Origin of the sequence: Nitrospina sp. 32_T5 (assembly GCF_052156635.1) — a bacterium.
Taxonomy (GTDB): Bacteria; Nitrospinota; Nitrospinia; order Nitrospinales; family Nitrospinaceae; genus Nitrospina.
The window spans coordinates 205,932-221,934 of the sequence record NZ_JBQKUO010000003.1; the positions used below are offsets into that span (position 1 = coordinate 205,932).

Genomic DNA, 16,003 nt, shown 5'->3' on the forward strand with positions numbered 1-16,003 from the left:
TCCATCACTCCTTGATTCCATAAGAGTTTATGAGCCAAGGTCGAACTGTGTCCCCAGCCGGCGAACGGCGGCCTGTTGCCCCGTAGCCGTTACCCAACACAACCTTTTCGAAGGATTTCTGTGGGATGAATACCAACACCAATCCTCTTAAAATTACCGAAGTGGTCCTGCGGGACGCGCATCAGTCCCTGCTCGCCACCCGCATGAAAACCGCGGACATGCTTCCCATCGCGGAAAAGCTGGATGCCGTCGGCTTTTTCTCGCTGGAGATGTGGGGCGGTGCGACGTTCGACAGTTGCATCCGGTTCCTCAACGAAGACCCGTGGGAACGCGTCCGCGTGCTCAAAAAGAAAATGCCGAAAACCCCGTTCCAGATGCTCCTGCGGGGGCAGAACTGCGTCGGTTACCGCCATTACGCCGACGACATCGTCGAACGGTTCGTGCAGAAATCGGCAGACGTTGGCATCGACATTTTTCGGATTTTTGACGCCCTGAATGACCTCCGGAACATCGAGGTGGCCGTCAAGACTGCGAAAAAGGCCGGTGGCACGGTCGAAGGCTGCATCAGCTACACGGTGAGCCCCGTTCACAATATCCCGCTTTACAAGGACATGGCCAAGCGGATCGTGGAGATGGGGTGCGACATCCTGTGCATCAAGGACATGGCCGGCCTGCTGACCCCGCAAGTGGCGGGTCCGCTGATCAGCGAATTGAAAAAGGAAATCCCGCTTCCCATCCACCTGCACACGCACGCCACCACGGGGCTGGCCGGAATGAACATGCAGGCCGCCATCAACGCCGGCGTGGACATGGTGGACACGGCGATATCCAGCCTGTCGATGGGCACCTCGCATTATCCGACGGAATGCATCGTCGCCGCCACCCAGGGCACCCCGCGCGACAGCGGGCTGGACCTGGAACTGCTGGAAGAAATCTCCGCCTATTTCAAGGAAGTGCGCAAGCATTACTCCCAGTACGAAAGCAATTTTGTCGGCGTGGATATCAATATCCTGCAAAGCCAGATTCCCGGCGGCATGATTTCCAACATGGAAAACCAGCTCCGCGAACAGAACGCACACGACAAGCTCGACGAGGTGTTGAAGGAAGTGCCGCGCGTGCGCAAGGATCTGGGATACCCCCCGCTGGTCACGCCGACCAGCCAGATCGTCGGTTCGCAGGCCACATTGAACGTGCTGACCGGCGAGCGCTACAAAATCATCACCAAGGAAACGCGCGAGTGCGTGCTCGGCAAGTACGGCAAACTGCCTGGCGAACTGGAGCCCGAACTGGTGCAGAAAATCGCGCAGGAAGAAAAACTCATCGACTGCCGCCCGGCGGACCTGCTGGATCCGGAATGGGAAAAGATTTCGGCGGAAGTCGGCGACAAGGCGAAATCGGACGAAGACCGGTTGACGTACGCGATGTTTCCGAAGGTGGCGTTGAAGTTCTTTGAGACGCGCGGCAAACCGCTTGCAGAAGCGGCCCCCGCCGCGGCCTCCGCCAACGGCAAGAAAGGCGCACCGGCTGCAGCCCCCGCGCCCGCCGCTTCTGCGGCTCCTGCCGGACCGGCGGTGTACGATGTGAAGGTCAACGGCAAACTCTACACGGTGGAGGTGGGCCCGGCCCAGGCCGGTGGTGCCCCGGCACCCCAGCCCGTGGCAAGCGCCCCTGCGGCGGCGCCAGCTCCTGCTCCGGCGCCCGCACCGGCTCCGGCGGCATCCTCCAACGGAACCAAGGCCATCACGTCCCCGCTTCCCGGATCTGTGTTCGCCATGAAATGCAAGGTGGGCGACCAGGTCAGTGAAGGCGACACGGTGATGGTCCTCGAATCCATGAAAATGGAAACCGAGGTCCACTCTCCGTATTCCGGAACCATCAACAGCATCCTGGTTCAGGAAGGGGCTAACGTACAAACCGGCGACGAACTCATTCTGATTTCATAATGGACTTCACATTTCAAGACGCTATAAATCGGATTCTCCATTCCACCGGGTTCGCGGTGATCGAAGGAGGCCAGATCATCATGATCCTGGTCTCGCTCGTCCTGCTGTACCTGGCGATCTGGAAAAAATTTGAGCCGCTTTTGCTGTTGCCCATCGGCTTCGGTTGCCTCCTGGCCAACCTGCCGCTCAGCAACATGGCAAACACCAACGATGGCGGCCTGCTGAACATTTTCTACTCCGGGGTCAAGCACGAGGTGCTTCCGCCGTTGATCTTCCTCGGCGTCGGAGCCTTGACAGACTTCGGTCCCTTGCTGGCCTATCCGGTGACCCTGCTTCTGGGCGCGGCGGCGCAGGTGGGCGTGTACACCACGCTGATCGGTGCGGTCGCTCTCGGGTTCAACCTGCAGGAAGCCAGCGCCATCGGCATCATCGGCGGCGCGGACGGCCCCACATCGATATTCCTGGCGGCCAAGCTGGCTCCCCATTTATTGGGACCCATCGCCGTGGCCGCGTATTCGTACATGTCGCTGGTGCCACTCATCCAGCCGCCCATCATGCGCGCGCTGACCACGGAGAAGGAACGCAAGGTGAAGATGGAGCAGTTGCAGCCCATTTCGCCCACGGTGAAGATCCTGTTTCCCATCATCTCCACCCTGGTCTGCATTCTGATGCTTCCCGGTGTCGCGCCCCTTCTGGGCATGTTCATGCTGGGCAACCTGTTCCGCGAATCCGGCGTCACCGCGCGCCTGCATGAAACCGCACAGACGCACCTGATCAACATCGTCACCATCCTGCTGGCCCTGGCTGTGGGGTCGTCCATGACAGCGGAATCGTTCCTCACGCTGGACACGATCAAGATCATCGTGCTGGGTCTATTGGCGTTTGCATTCGCCACGGCGGGAGGTGTGCTGTTTGGAAAACTGATGTACATCGTGTCCGGAGGGCGGGTGAATCCGCTGATCGGCTCGGCGGGCGTGTCCGCCGTGCCCATGGCGGCGCGCGTGTCCCAGAAGGTGGGTCAGGAAGAAGACAAATCCAACTTCCTGCTCATGCACGCGATGGGACCCAACGTTGCCGGGGTTATCGGCAGTGCCGTGGCGGCGGGCGTTTTTCTATCGTTGTTCGGCGACATCGGGCCCGCCACCGAAGGCGCCTCTCACGCGGCGGTGCAAACCATCGAACTGTTCGCAGCCAATACGGGAGCCGGAAACTGACATGAGCCCGATTATTCTTACTTCCATCAAGGTTTCGTTGCTGGCGCTGGGCGTCATCTTTCTCGTACTGGGGATTCTGATCGGGGCCATCAAGGTGATGACTTCGCTCATACCCTACCGGGCGCCCGCCCCGGCTCCGGCCAAAAGCAAACCCACCGCCGCCGCTCCTGCCGCGGCCGCTTCGCAGGAAGATGAACACATCGCCGCCATTCAGGCAGTGATGGCACACCATCTGCCCGGACAGGAGAACCTGCAAATCACCCAGATCTCCTCCAGGTAACCGGGTTTCCCGCTCCACCGCATCAGGTGGCGGAGCCTTTGTGTTCGTGAATTTTCTTCAGATTGGCCTGGGCCGAAACATGGCCGGGCCGGAGCTGCAAGGCCTTTTTCAATTGCTGCTCCGCCTTGTCCAGGTACCCCGCCGCCATGAGTGCCTCCGCGAACGCGTTGTGCATATCCGCATTGTCCGGGCTTAAAAAAACCGAGATCGAAAACTCCACAATGGCGGCGTCAAACTGCTTCCTTTTTTTATAAAGGTTCCCCAGGTTGGCGTGCCCCTCAGCCAGATCGAAATTGGTTTCGATGGCCTTTTTATAGAATCGCTCGGCCTCTTCGGGCTGCTTCAGTTCCTCGAACAGCAAACCGAGGTTGTTATACGGTTGGGCGAAATCGGGTTTGGTGGCCACCGCCTTGCGAAACCAGCTCTCCGCTCGTTCATGATCCCCTTTTTGCATGTACAACAATCCCAGATTGTTCTCGACCATCGCGTCCTGTTTCACCGCCAGCGCATTGTGGAACATTTTTTCCGCCTGTTCCCATTGCCCCCGTTTCTGGTACGCCAGCGCCAGCAGGTTGTACGGCGGTTCATAATCTTCCTTGATGCGGATGGCTTGCCGAAACATGTCCATCGCGCCGTCTTCATTGCCCTGTTTATTGTAATAGATGCCAAGGTTGGTGTGCGCCCGTGCCAACTTGTCGGGGAAATGCGCAATCACCCACTCCCAGAACACACCGGTGTTCTTCCACACGGGAATCTGCTTGATGGTCCACACGCTGGTCACTCCTATAACCACAATAGCGAAATACCCGATGATCACGCTGGCCAGCACCTCGCGCCGCCTCTCGGCAAAAAACCTCCACAATCGGATGACTCCAAGGGCCAGCAGCACATAAAAACCGAGCGTGGGAATGTAGGTGAACCGGTCCGCGGCGGCCTGACCGCCGACTTGAATGATTCCGATCACAGGCGACAGCGTAACCAGGTATATCAACCAAACCGTCATCCAGTAGCGGCGGCCTTCATTCCACTTGACGACACAGAACCAGCAGATGACAAAAAACGTCGCCACCTCCAGCCACATCCTCACATCCCAGTCGGGAAAGGGATACAACGGCACCAGGGGTTGCGGCCACAAGGTTTTTTCAATGTAGAACACGGTGCTTCTCAACGCGTTCACGATACGGACTGTGAAACTCAACTCGTCGATCGCGACCACCGCACCCTGGATTTTCTGCGCGATGAACGTAATGACCGCCGTGGCGAAACTCATTACAAAATGCGGGATCTTTTCAGTAAAACACTTCCAGGCATCGGTCCGGCTGGATATCCGGTTCAAGGGATACAGGTCCAATATCAGAACGACAACGGGAAACGTGACAGCCATGGGTTTGGACATCAAAGCCAGCAGGAACAGGAACAGCACCCATCGGTACCAGCGGCGACGTTCGCTCTTTTCGGTGGCATCGGCATACCGCAGGTAAGCCAGCAACGCGCTGAACATGAACAGCGCGCACAGCAGGTCCTTTCTTTCCGCCGCCCAGACCACTGACTCCACGCGAAGCGGGTGAACGGCAAACACGAGCGCCGCCCAGGCGCAGGCCAGAAGCACTCCGCTCCGCTCCCTCAGCCCGGGGTACGCCCGGTTGGCAAAATGAAAAATCAAAAGAAAAACCAGGAACGCATTGATGCCGTGCAGGACGATGCTCACGAAATGATGGCCCGCCGGTTCCAGCCCGAACAGACGATAATCGATGGCATGGGACAACCACGTCATCGGCTGCCAGTAAAACGGCTGCAGACTGAACAGCATATGCAGGATGTTTTCCGGAGCCAGCGACCGGATCATCGTGTTGCCCAGGATGTAACCGTTGTCATCCCAGTCCACGAATCCATTGTCCAGTGCGGCCCAGAAAACAATCAGAACGAAAAAAAACAATGCAAGAAAAACCAGCGGCAATGCCGGTTTGGATGAATCGGGGAATTTGAGTCGGATCATGGGGCCGGTGCGGGATCGGGTTGTTAATTCTGTCCTGTTTGTTCCTTGTCTCCGGAAAGGATATACTGCGGCGTTCTCAGTATGGCGCCGAACATGCCCACCACTTTTTTACCCAGAGAGGTAATGGGTACCGTTTTGACCTCAGGATTTTCAAACGGTCCCCGAATTTGGTAATAACTTTTAAATACGCTTTCCTCTTCTCCGGCGGTGATGATTTTACCGACCAGCGGAATTTTTTTGAAGAACGAATCCACCGCACGCCACGGTGCCACCCCAACCGTAATATCCATGTTGCGCGCGTTCAAATCAAACGAACCGACCAGGGTCATCAACTGTTTTGGGTTTTCGAAAATGAAATTCTCGGTGACCGCCACTCCATCCTTGAGAGCAAAGTCCCCTTTGATCACCTTGTAATCTTCGAAAGGACCGCTTCTGCGTTTGGCAGCTTTTTCCGGTTCCAGCGAGTACCCGAACAACTGAATGGTACCGTTCAGCAGGCGCCCGGTCTGGATCTGCCCGTTTCGGACACGAATCACCAGCGTGCCGTTCAGCGTGCGGGTGAGTTCCGGTAAACTCCTGCCGCGTGCAGACACGCGGGCTTCCAGCCGCTCCAGCGTTCCAGTCAGGCAGTTTTCAAACAGCCCGCCAAACACATTAAAAAACCCTTCCGCCCGTGTCCCGGTCGAAACGATATGGGCCGAGAGTTCCGGCGCCTGCTCCGGCGCCGTCTTCAGAACCGCGCTGACATCAAATCGATCGCGTCCCTTTCGACCCCATCTCAGGGTGTCCGTGGACACGGTTCCTCTTTCGAACCGGAACGTTCCCTGAAAATCGTGAAAGTGCGCTCGAGGGATCGTCAACCTGGCCAGGTTGATTTTCAAGGACCCCGACCCTTGCTGGAACCAGGGCGACGCCGTCCATCCTGCCGTCATCGCTCCCGTGGGTTCGGAGGAATCCGGAACGCTTTCTTTTTTGAACTGGGTCAAGTCCAGCGCCTTTCCACTGACATTCAGATCCCATTCAGGCTGTTCCGTGGCGACGAGTTTACCTTCGATGGTCAGGGGCGTTTTGCCGAGAGTCACCCTGCCCTTCGTCACCTTCACCACGCGGTTGGCGAAGAACAGTTCCCCATTCACCCACACCGGCATGGGTACCTGTTCGGGAGCAAACCGGACCTCGCGCAATTCGATCCGGCCCTGGTAATTTGCCGATTCCGGCTGGTCCAGCAACCCCTTTCCCGAAATGTCGAAGTCCAGCACTCCGGCGCGGGCACCGCGCAGGGGTTTGATGTAGGGAGAAAGGGAGGCTACCTCGAAACCGCTGGCTCCCAGCTTGAACTCGAACCGGGTGGGGTCTTCAAGAACGAGGGTGGCGGTGCCGGAAACCCGGTTTCCGTTCAACCCAACCGCCAGCGTTTTGAAGTCGATTCCATCCTTGTCGGAAAACACCATCACCGTTTCGATGGTATTGGGAACCGCTTCAGGTTTGGCAAGCAGGTCCCGGTATGAATACGACGCTCCCGTGAGATCGATGGAACTCTTCAATGTAACCGACCGCTTCGTCCAGTGCAGAACGGACTCCACCTGAACCACCCCTTCATACGAAAGTGTTTCCAGAAAGGGAACATCGATGAAATCCTGTTTCTGGAAATCGGAAGCCGTCGCCTTGAGCACCAGTTCCGCCTTGGGTTCTCCGGGATTAAAAAATGTTCCCTGCAGCCGGATACCGGAATCCCCGTAGCGTGCTTCGCTGGTCTCAAACGAAACTTTATGCCCGTCAAAGGAAAGCGATCCGGTTACATTCCGCAAGGGACGAAACCGGTCACGGTAGAGAAACGACACATTGTCGAAACGCACCGTGCCGCTCATCCTGGTTTGTTTTTTCGGGTCGGCAAACCGCTCCTCGCGATACTCGATGTTCAATGTCCCGTCCGATACTTCCATTTTGCTGAGGAGGCGGCCGAAACTTCCGGAAACCGCCGTCGCAGGAATGAACTGTTTCGACTGCAACGCCCCGAGGTCCACCTGCGCCGTGAGCTCGGTCTTCACCTCACCGGCAGAAAGATGCGTGATCCCGGAAACATCATGAAAACGGTGGTTGCGGCATTCCGCCGAAAACTCCGCAAACCGCAATGTCCACCGGGTTGTCTGGCTTTCACCGGCCAACGCATTTTGGAATGCGACCGTTCCCTCAATTTTCTGAAAGGGAGACATCATGCTTCCGGCCTGGAACGAAGCCTCCCGCACCCGGCTCTCTCCCTGGACCGCCCATTGAGCCGGTGACAGCAGGGGACCCGACAGGGTCAACTGCGTTTCGCTTTCCCCGCTGGCCTGCTGGATCGACTGCAACGCTGTTTTCACGCTCCCCGCATCTTCCAGCGTACGGGCCAACGCGACCAGGTCGTCGATTTTCGCATGCGCTTCCAATTGGGTTTTCATGTGCGGTTCGGTGGTGAGGTCGCGGATCACGCTGTCGATGTTGGTAAGTGTCACCATTTTCCACCGGGCCCGCTCCAACTTCACCATGGCACGGCCTTCATCGTATTCCAGCCTTCCCGTCACCGCCTTGAAAGGGGCAAGTTCGCCATCTCCATTCACGTTGTCCAGGTTCACGATCACCGAGAGTTTACCGGACAGGGTGCCGGCCAGGATTTGCTGCAACTCGTTCCATCCCCCGCGAAACGCCGCCGATTCCACTTCTATCTGCCCGGATTTCCAGTAGCGAAGCGCAGACGAACGCACCTCCTGCGGGATGAGGTGAAACGGAAATGTTTCGTCCAGCTGAGCCGGAGACAGGGGAGTAGCGCGCATCCGAAAGGCCATCCCGGGATCCGCCGCAGGAAACGGGGTGAGGGCTCCCTGCACCTGAAACCGGAAATCACCCATGGTGTACCCGGCCTGGCGCACTTCCAGCGCCCCGGGCGTCCACACCACGTCGTATTCAAACCCTCCGGCAGGGGGTGCATCCGCCGTTGTCAGTGAGGGCGTTTCATCCCCCGAGTCGAACTGGTGTTCCAGTGTGCCCGATGCTTCCAGAATCGTTCCCCAGGTGCCGGAAAAGTTGGATCCCAGGCGCAGAATGGCGGGGCGCATTTCGAATTTCAGAGCCTGCTCCCAATAGGGCCTGAGCCGCTCACTTCGCAACCGGTCGGCCTGCAAACGACCGGAATAATGCAATGCCCCCAGATTATCGAAACCCCCGGCGAAATCGACTTCCCCTTCCAGAGAGAGATCCGGTTCGTTCAATTTGCGCGGGGACCAGGCCGCCTCCATTTTCAACTTCACCTTCGCCGCCAAAAGAGGCCGGGACAACGCCAGGTTTACCGAATGCAAAGTGACTCTGGAGGGCGATCCCTCGCTGTCCGGAACCGAATGATCGATCCAGCGCAGTGTGCTCTGTTCCATTTCGATGCTGCGGATCGTGCTCATCCACAACATGGATGGGGCTGCGTTCTGTCCCTGGGTGGAGTCGGATGAAACTGATTTCGAAAACGGCAGGCGCCCTCCCCGGTCGCGCACCAGTTGAATGTCCGCACCCTCGACCTCGACGCTGTGAATGGAAACCTGCTGTTTGGAAAGGAAAGGAAGGATGCGGAAACCGATCCACACCGATTGAGCGGAAAATTCAATCTGCGGTTGCCCGCCGATTTCAGGCGCGTCGGTGTGAAGCAGCCTCAGCCGGTTGAGACGCAGGCCCAGCCCGTCTTCCTCAATATCCACTTCCACCGATTCCAGCGTCACGGGCTGGCCCACCAGATACTCCAGTTCGGCGATGACCATGCCCTTCACCGTCTCTTCATCGCTGAGGCGGAGGTAAAGCAATGCACCCACTCCAACGCACAGAAGCAGCACCGCAACCAGTAACCGAAGAAAGAGTTTCTTTTTGGAAAAGGGCATGGTAAGAATACGTGGACGACCGCTTGTTTTTAAACGACTATCCAGTCAGGTGGGAACGGGTCCCCGAACCTCAGTGTAACGCATTCGAAGACGGTGCGCCTCCAAGATTGCAACCCTGTGCATCCCCGGGGTAGGGAAGACGCCTCCCCCCCTGCCATCGCTCCCATGTCCGATCAAACCAGTCAGGAATGCGTTTACGGCGTGCATCCGGTACGCCAGGCGCTGGAAACAGGTGCCCGGCACTGCTATAAAATCGTCCTTGAAAAGGACAAAAATCCCGCCCGCCTGCGCGACATACAATCTCTCGCCAAAAGCCGCAAAATCCGAATCGAATCTCTGCCGCGAGACGCCTTCCGCAAACGCTTTGGGGAGCAGGGACAGCAGGGGGTGGTGGGATTTTTCGCACCGGTACCGACCCTGGGGCTGCGCGAATTGATGGAACGGGCGCTCAAGGTGACGGAGCGACCGGTGGTGGTCCTTCTCGACGGCATTCAGGACCCGCAAAATTTGGGCGCGCTGATCCGCTCGGCCTACGTGCTCGGCATGCAGGGAATAGTGGTGCCACGACACCGTGCCGTGCCGTTGAATGAGACCGTGGCCCGGTGCTCCGCCGGTGCCATTGAGCACCTTCCGGTGAGCGTGGTGACCAACCTGAACAACGGCATCGCGGCACTCAAGGAAGCGGGGTTCTGGATCGTCGGGGTGGACATGGAGGGCAACCGCACCTGCGACCGGTTCGAATTCGACATGCCCGTTGCACTGGTGATCGGCGGCGAGGGCAAGGGCCTGCGCCTGTCCACGCGCAAGGCCTGCGATTTCATCGTCGCCATTCCCATGGACGGCCAGCTGGGATCGTTGAACGCTTCGGCGGCGGGAGCCATCCTGTTTTACGAAATCCTGCGGCAACGACGTGCCGCACCCCCTTCCAAACAGAAAAAGGGCTGATACGGGAAGTATCAGCCCTTTTTAAATCTATCGTAAACCCGATCGAATGATCAGGAATAACCCCTTCGCTGTGCGGATTTGCGCTTTTTCTTTGCTTCTTTCTGTTTGCGCTTTTTCTTGACTGAGGGTTTTTCGTAAAACCGGCGCCGCTTCAGTTCTTTCAGCAAACCTTCCTTGGTCATTTGGCGCTTCAAGGCTTTCAATGCTTTATCGACCTGATTCTGATGGACAACGACTTCCAGCAAAAAAAACAACCTCCCAGAATAAGTGGAATTTGTACGTAGGGGTCTTTATTTTTAGAGATGTAATTATCAAAAAATGCCGGAGGGAAGTCAAGCGCTATTGATTGAAATCTTCCGTTTTCAAGACCTTTTGGACTTGTTTTTGAGGCGCCCGGTCTGGTAATTCTGGAACTAGGAAAACCACCCACAAGGCAGGAGAGGCTCATGTCGACCCATTCACGCACGCTCACAATCGCTTTGTTTTTTTTGATATTAGGGTTTCCCGGCTGGGGACTCGCCGTGGAGTTCGCCGTTCCAAATAACGGGTCCCCCTACCGCAATCTGGGCGAGCTGGAAACCGGCCAGATCCTGCATCTGCCCACCGGCATCGTGGTCACCCCGGACCAGATGATGCACACCATTTCCAACTCACGTGTCATATACGTAGGGGAAACCCACGACAACCTGGAAGCCCACCGCGTGCAGTTGGAAGTCATCCGTGACCTGCACCGCCGTTATCCCGGAAAAGTAGCCGTCGGCATGGAAATGTTCCGCCGTTCGGCACAAGGTCAACTCGACCTCTGGCATGAAGGAAAACTCACCCCACGTCAATTCCGCAAACTGTTCCGTGAAAACTGGGGAATGGGAATTCAACTCTACAAGCCGATCTTCGACTTCCTGGAAGCCAACCGCATCCCCCTGATCGGTTTGAAATCAAGCGAGGTTACGGAACAACGTCTGCGTGAAGGCGGCCTGCACCAACCCGGCCTGCCGGACATCGATGAGAGCGACCCCTACCACCGCGCCTATTCCATGGCGCTATTCGGGGGTCACGATTCGCATTCCACCGAGGGGTTCCATCCCTACCAGATGCTCTTGCTTTGGGAAGAAAGCATGGCAGAGACGGTGGCCGAGTTTCTGGGCGACGACCGCTACCCGGACCACAAGCTGGTGGTGCTGGCCGGGGGCTTTCATGTTCAGTACGGTTACGGCATTCCCAAGCGGGCCTTTCGCCGCGTCCCGCACGCCTACTCCATCGTGTTGCCCACGGTGACGGACATTCCGGACGACCTCAAGAACCGCGAAATGAAGTTTGAATCGGTGGGGATCCCGCTCTACAGCGGCGACTTTGCGTGGAAGCTGGATTACGTGGTGCCGTCGCCCATGCGCATTCGCCTCGGGGTGTACCTGGAAGACCGGGACGATGGCCTGCATGTGATCCGCGTCATGCCCAACTCCAACGCAGAGCGTATGGGTATCCGCAAGGACGACCTCATCCAGAAACTGAACGGGTCACGTGTGGTGGATACGGAGGAGCTGTCGTCCCGCCTGCAGAAACACGACTTCGGTGAAACCGTGCGCGTTCACCTGATGCGCAACGAACAGGAAGTCGAGGTGGAAGGAGTCCTGCAAAAACCGCCGGAGTCCCCGCACGAATGATCACGCCGCCGGGTGTTCCATGGAAACGCCGAGCCGCTCCAGGTTGGTATCCCCGGTGAGCTCCAGGAAAATGTCCTCCAGTTCCAGGTGCTCCTGGTCTTTCTTCGCCATGCGGCGGAGTTCCTCCATCGACCCGAGGGCGATGACCTCCCCCTTCTGAATGATGCCGATGCGGTGGCACATGGCCTGGGCGATGCCCAGCGAGTGCGTGGACATGAACACCGCCGCTCCCCGTTGGCACAGGTCGGTGAACAACTGCTTCACCTGGCGGGCGCCCTTGGGATCGAGGCCCACCATCGGTTCGTCCACGATGAGCACCCTGGGCTCGTGCAACAATGCTGCGGAGATGATGAGTTTCTGTTTCATCCCGTGGGAATAACCATCGATGAGCGCGTTTTCCGCATCCATGAGATCGAAGAACGACAAAAACTCGTCGGCACGTTCCTCAGCGACCTTCATGTCCACACCGTACAGCTTCGCAATGAACATCAGGTACTCGCGGCCGGTGAGTTTTTCATAAATGAACGGGCGGTCTGGAATGTAGCCGAAAATGGACTTGGCGCGCAGGGGGTCTTTGGACACGTCGTAGCCGCCGATGACCACCGAACCGCTGGTGGGTTTCAACAGGCCGACCAGCATTTTAATGGTAGTGGTTTTGCCGGCACCGTTGGGGCCAAGGAAACCGAAGAACTCGCCCGGAGGTACCTTGAGGTTGACCCCCTTCACGGCATGAACGTCGCGGTAGGTTTTAACGAGGTCTATGAGTTCGATCACGGCAGGAATCAGCGGATGGTGAACGATGTCATGCCTTCGGCGGAAACCCACTTCACGTCAACTTGCCTGACGTCCGCCATGGCGGGGCCCTTGCGGCACCAGTCGATCAGGCTCTCGAGGCGGTCGCGGCCGCCTTCAGCCCGGATTTCAACCGAACCGTCGTCGAGGTTGCGAACCCACCCGGTGACGCCCAATTCCTTCGCCACCTTCTCCGTGTTGGCGCGGAAAAACACGCCCTGCACGCGCCCCTCGACTTTCAAATGAACGGCGGCGTCCTCCATGGTTCGCTCAGCTTCCGCGGTTGCCCTGGTCATAAAGGTGCTGGATTTCCCGGTAGATGCCGAACTTGGAGCCGTCGCCGATTTTCTCGCCGAATTTGCCCAGATCGCGCATGATGCGTTGAAACTCGGACAAACCGCCGGTGAAATTTTCGATCAATGGACTGAAATAGGCCTGCTCATCGGGATCCAGCCGGCCATTGATTTCCCGCAATCGTTCTTTCAGGGGTTCGAAGTTCTTTTCCATGGTTCATATGGTAGCGTTCCGAATTTGCCATTGCAACGGTTTTAAAAGTTTCTTCCGACAGGCTTCACCGCCTCCCTCCCCCCGCGAACAAGAGAAAAGAAAAGCACCGATTGACACTTCGATATGTTTTGTGATATATAACGAACCGGACCGCACAGAATTTTCTTCAACAACATAAAAGGGACCGCTCGCATGTGGAAGTGGACAACTGTGTTGGGCGTGATGGCGGTGTTTGGGTTCCCCTCCCTGTCCGGCGCGGAAACGGTGACCGTTGCTGTGGCATCCAATTTTCTGGGCCCGCTCAAACACATTGCCCGCCAGTTCGAAGCCGAGACGGGGCACACGGCGCGCATCGTATCGGGAAGCACCGGCAAGCTGTATGCCCAGATCAAAAACGGGGCACCGTTTCACGTTTTTCTGGCCGCGGACTCCGAACGTCCTCGCCTGCTGGAGGAGGAACAGCTCGCCTCACCGGGATCGCGCTTCACGTATGCGCGGGGAAAGCTTGTGTTGTGGAGCGCCGACCCGGAATCCATCAGCAAAGATGGAGCCGGGGTACTGAAAACCGGCAAGTTCCGCCACCTTGCTGTTGCCAACCCGAAGACCGCACCCTACGGCCAGGCGGCGCAATCCACCCTGCAGAAACTCGGCCTGTGGGCAGCGTTGCAGCAACGCCTCGTGCGCGGGGAGAACGTGGCGCAGACGTTTCAGTTTGCGGCGAGCGGCAACGCGGAATTCGGTTTCGTGGCCTTGTCGCAGGTGCTGGCACTTCCCCCCGCAAAACAGGGAAGCCGCTGGGATGTGCCGCAGTCCTTCCACAATCCCATCAACCAGGATACGGCTCTTTTGGAAAAAGGAATCCACAACGTCGCCGCGAAAGCGTTGCTCGAGTTTTTGAAATCCCCGGACACAAAAAGACGGATCCGGGCCTTCGGTTACGATACGGATTGAATTGAAAGGAATTCAAAAATGGAAAGCGCCCTCGACTGGCAACCCGTCGTTCTCACTCTCCAGCTGGCCGGCACGACGGTGCTGTTGCTGTTACTGGTAGGCACGCCCGTGGCCTGGTGGTTGTCGCAAACCAAGTCGCGCTGGAAGGTATGGATCGAGGCGGTGGTCGCCCTGCCGCTTGTGTTGCCGCCGACGGTGCTGGGTTTTTACCTGTTGATCGCCCTCGGCGCGAACGGCATCATCGGCGGCCCCCTCCAGGAATGGACCGGCTCCTCCCTGGCCTTCACCTTTCCGGGCCTGGTCCTCGCCTCCACCCTGTATTCCCTGCCCTTTGTCGTGCAACCTTTGCAGGGCGCGTTTGAGTCGATTGGCAGGCCCTATCTCGAAGCGGCGTGGGCGCTGCGTGCCTCCAGATGGGATGCGTTTTTCACCGTTGCTTCGCCTCTGGCCCTTCGCGGTTACATCACCGCCATCGTGCTGGGGTTCGCGCACACCCTGGGTGAGTTCGGCGTGGTGCTGATGGTGGGAGGCAATATTCCGGGCAAAACGAAAGTCCTCTCCATCGCCATTTACGATCACGTGGAAGTGCTCGAATACACGCAGGCCCACCTGCTGTCGGGCGGTCTGCTGATATTTTCCTTTGCGGTGCTGTTGATCGTCTACACTTTCAACCGCCGCCTTCCTCTGCACGTTTCATGACCCGCCTCACCGCACACTTTCAGGTTCCGTACCCCGGGTTCACCCTCGATGCCGAAGTGGATGTGCCGGCACGCGGGGTGACCGTGATCTTCGGCCGGTCGGGAAGCGGCAAGACCACGCTTCTCCGCTGCATGGCGGGACTCACAAGATCGCCTTCCGGTTTTTTTTCGGTGGGCGACGATGTGTGGCAGGACGAATCCAGGGGTCTCTTCCGCCCGGTCCATCAGCGTGCCATCGGCCTGGTCTTTCAGGACGCGCGGCTGTTTCCGCACCTGAGCGTTCAATCCAACCTGCAGTACGGTTACCGGCGAATAGCGGAAAATGAACGAAAGGTCGACTTCGACCATATCGTTTCCCTGCTGGAGATCGGCCCCCTGCTGGACCGCCGGCCCGCGCATCTTTCCGGTGGCGAACAGCAACGCGTCGCCATTGGCCGGGCCCTGCTGACCAGTCCGCGCCTTTTGCTGATGGACGAACCGCTGGCCAACCTGGACACCCCGCGCAAAATGGAAATCCTTCCCTATCTTTTGAAACTGCGCACGGAACTGGGCCTGCCCATTGTGTACGTCAGCCATTCGCTGGAGGAAATAATGCAGTTGGTGGATACCCTGGTGTTGCTGAAAGAGGGACGGGTGGTCGCCTGCGATGCGGCGAACCGGGTGCTACAGACCCTGCCCGCGGAAGAACGCATCGATCCCGGCCTGGCGGGCACGCTGCTGGACACAACGGTTGTGGACCATGACGATGCATTCGCGTTGACGCGCGTCAATTACGGTGGCCAGCACCTGTATCTCCCACGGCAGAACGCGACACCGGGACGCCCCCTCCGCCTGCATGTGCTGGCCCGCGACATCAGCATCGTGGTCAGCCCGGCGACCATTCAGACCAGCGTGCTCAACATCCTGGAGGCGACGGTGCTGGAAATCCTGGAAGGCGGGGGTGCGGCGCATGCGGTGGATATCCGGCTGGATGTCGGTCAACCCGTGCTCGCCACCATCACGAAAAAATCGCTGGCGCGTTTGAACCTGAAGCCCGGACAAAAGGTGTACGCGCACATCAAGGCGGTGCAGATGGTGCACGAAATTCCGGAATTTTGAGGGGAGGGGAAAGATGAAATGG

At 58.1% G+C, this 16,003-nt stretch carries 14 protein-coding genes; 8 read left to right on the plus strand and 6 right to left on the minus strand.

The annotated features are described in order from the left end of the window. Positions 1–125 precede the first annotated feature (125 nt). Genes oadA through ACTRW9_RS09315 form a run of 3 tightly spaced genes read left to right on the plus strand, consistent with a single transcriptional unit; the run spans position 126 to position 3,437 of the window. Complete coding sequence (gene oadA, locus ACTRW9_RS09305) at positions 126–1,943, plus strand: sodium-extruding oxaloacetate decarboxylase subunit alpha (RefSeq protein ID WP_442425966.1); 1,818 nt, start codon at positions 126–128, stop codon at positions 1,941–1,943. Further along, on the plus strand, positions 1,943–3,157 hold the full coding sequence (locus ACTRW9_RS09310) for a sodium ion-translocating decarboxylase subunit beta (protein WP_442425967.1): 1,215 nt from the start codon (positions 1,943–1,945) through the stop codon (positions 3,155–3,157). Before oadA ends, ACTRW9_RS09310 begins: the two co-directional genes overlap by 1 nt. Before the next feature lies 1 nt (position 3,158). Further along, positions 3,159–3,437: an OadG family protein gene (locus ACTRW9_RS09315; protein WP_442425968.1), complete on the plus strand. Its 279-nt coding sequence runs from the start codon at positions 3,159–3,161 to the stop codon at positions 3,435–3,437. 22 nt (positions 3,438–3,459) lie between these two features. On the opposite strand, the gene ACTRW9_RS09320 is transcribed toward ACTRW9_RS09315, so the two are convergent. Together ACTRW9_RS09320 and ACTRW9_RS09325 are read right to left on the minus strand one after the other, a co-directional pair. Then, entirely contained in the window at positions 3,460–5,433 is a 1,974-nt protein-coding gene (locus ACTRW9_RS09320) for a tetratricopeptide repeat protein (RefSeq protein WP_442429120.1), read from the minus strand. A gap of 23 nt (positions 5,434–5,456) precedes the next feature. Next, complete coding sequence (locus ACTRW9_RS09325; protein ID WP_442429121.1) at positions 5,457–9,329, minus strand: hypothetical protein; 3,873 nt, start codon at positions 9,327–9,329, stop codon at positions 5,457–5,459. Positions 9,330–9,494: 165 nt separating this feature from the next. Here ACTRW9_RS09325 and rlmB point away from each other — a divergent pair, with 165 nt between their 5' ends. Then, positions 9,495–10,274: a 23S rRNA (guanosine(2251)-2'-O)-methyltransferase RlmB gene (gene rlmB / locus ACTRW9_RS09330; RefSeq protein ID WP_442425971.1), complete on the plus strand. Its 780-nt coding sequence runs from the start codon at positions 9,495–9,497 to the stop codon at positions 10,272–10,274. 50 nt (positions 10,275–10,324) lie between these two features. Here rlmB and rpsU read toward each other — a convergent pair whose 3' ends face one another. Continuing rightward, entirely contained in the window at positions 10,325–10,516 is a 192-nt protein-coding gene (rpsU, locus tag ACTRW9_RS09335; RefSeq protein ID WP_042251552.1) for a 30S ribosomal protein S21, read from the minus strand. A 204-nt stretch (positions 10,517–10,720) separates the two neighbouring features. Here rpsU and ACTRW9_RS09340 point away from each other — a divergent pair, with 204 nt between their 5' ends. Next, the gene (locus ACTRW9_RS09340) at positions 10,721–11,935 is read left to right on the plus strand and encodes a ChaN family lipoprotein (RefSeq protein WP_442429122.1); all 1,215 of its coding nucleotides are present in this window, start codon (positions 10,721–10,723) and stop codon (positions 11,933–11,935) included. Here the strand turns inward: ACTRW9_RS09340 and ACTRW9_RS09345 are convergent, their stop codons facing one another. Genes ACTRW9_RS09345 through ACTRW9_RS09355 form a run of 3 tightly spaced genes read right to left on the minus strand, consistent with a single transcriptional unit; the run spans position 11,936 to position 13,234 of the window. Next, on the minus strand, positions 11,936–12,709 hold the full coding sequence (locus ACTRW9_RS09345) for an ABC transporter ATP-binding protein (protein ID WP_442425973.1): 774 nt from the start codon (positions 12,707–12,709) through the stop codon (positions 11,936–11,938). An 8-nt stretch (positions 12,710–12,717) separates the two neighbouring features. Then, a complete protein-coding gene (locus tag ACTRW9_RS09350) occupies positions 12,718–12,990 on the minus strand; it encodes an acylphosphatase (RefSeq protein ID WP_442429425.1) in 273 nt (90 codons plus the stop codon). 7 nt (positions 12,991–12,997) lie between these two features. After that, complete coding sequence (locus ACTRW9_RS09355) at positions 12,998–13,234, minus strand: hypothetical protein (RefSeq protein WP_005005365.1); 237 nt, start codon at positions 13,232–13,234, stop codon at positions 12,998–13,000. 192 nt (positions 13,235–13,426) lie between these two features. Between ACTRW9_RS09355 and modA the strand changes: the two genes are divergently transcribed. The 3 genes from modA to modC are packed head-to-tail and all read left to right on the plus strand — an operon-like array spanning position 13,427 to position 15,981. After that, positions 13,427–14,185 carry a molybdate ABC transporter substrate-binding protein gene (gene modA, locus ACTRW9_RS09360; protein WP_442429123.1) on the plus strand — a complete coding sequence of 253 codons (759 nt, stop codon included), beginning with the start codon at positions 13,427–13,429 and terminating at the stop codon, positions 14,183–14,185. Between the two features lie 18 nt (positions 14,186–14,203). Further along, positions 14,204–14,884, plus strand: coding sequence for a molybdate ABC transporter permease subunit (gene modB / locus ACTRW9_RS09365; RefSeq protein WP_442429124.1), 681 nt, complete (start codon positions 14,204–14,206; stop codon positions 14,882–14,884). After that, positions 14,881–15,981 carry a molybdenum ABC transporter ATP-binding protein gene (gene modC / locus ACTRW9_RS09370; protein WP_442429125.1) on the plus strand — a complete coding sequence of 367 codons (1,101 nt, stop codon included), beginning with the start codon at positions 14,881–14,883 and terminating at the stop codon, positions 15,979–15,981. Before modB ends, modC begins: the two co-directional genes overlap by 4 nt. The last annotated feature ends 22 nt before the right edge of the window (positions 15,982–16,003 follow it).

Coding starts and splice junctions, on each gene's coding strand:
- ACTRW9_RS09355 (WP_005005365.1), bottom strand. CDS start 13,234: ATGGAAAAGAACTTCGAACCCCTGAAAGAACGATTGCGGGAAATCAAT.
- oadA (WP_442425966.1), top strand. CDS start 126: ATGAATACCAACACCAATCCTCTTAAAATTACCGAAGTGGTCCTGCGG.
- ACTRW9_RS09325 (WP_442429121.1), bottom strand. CDS start 9,329: ATGCCCTTTTCCAAAAAGAAACTCTTTCTTCGGTTACTGGTTGCGGTG.
- modB (WP_442429124.1), top strand. CDS start 14,204: ATGGAAAGCGCCCTCGACTGGCAACCCGTCGTTCTCACTCTCCAGCTG.
- ACTRW9_RS09310 (WP_442425967.1), top strand. CDS start 1,943: ATGGACTTCACATTTCAAGACGCTATAAATCGGATTCTCCATTCCACC.
- modA (WP_442429123.1), top strand. CDS start 13,427: ATGTGGAAGTGGACAACTGTGTTGGGCGTGATGGCGGTGTTTGGGTTC.
- ACTRW9_RS09340 (WP_442429122.1), top strand. CDS start 10,721: ATGTCGACCCATTCACGCACGCTCACAATCGCTTTGTTTTTTTTGATA.
- modC (WP_442429125.1), top strand. CDS start 14,881: ATGACCCGCCTCACCGCACACTTTCAGGTTCCGTACCCCGGGTTCACC.
- ACTRW9_RS09350 (WP_442429425.1), bottom strand. CDS start 12,990: ATGGAGGACGCCGCCGTTCATTTGAAAGTCGAGGGGCGCGTGCAGGGC.
- ACTRW9_RS09320 (WP_442429120.1), bottom strand. CDS start 5,433: ATGATCCGACTCAAATTCCCCGATTCATCCAAACCGGCATTGCCGCTG.
- ACTRW9_RS09315 (WP_442425968.1), top strand. CDS start 3,159: ATGAGCCCGATTATTCTTACTTCCATCAAGGTTTCGTTGCTGGCGCTG.
- rlmB (WP_442425971.1), top strand. CDS start 9,495: ATGTCCGATCAAACCAGTCAGGAATGCGTTTACGGCGTGCATCCGGTA.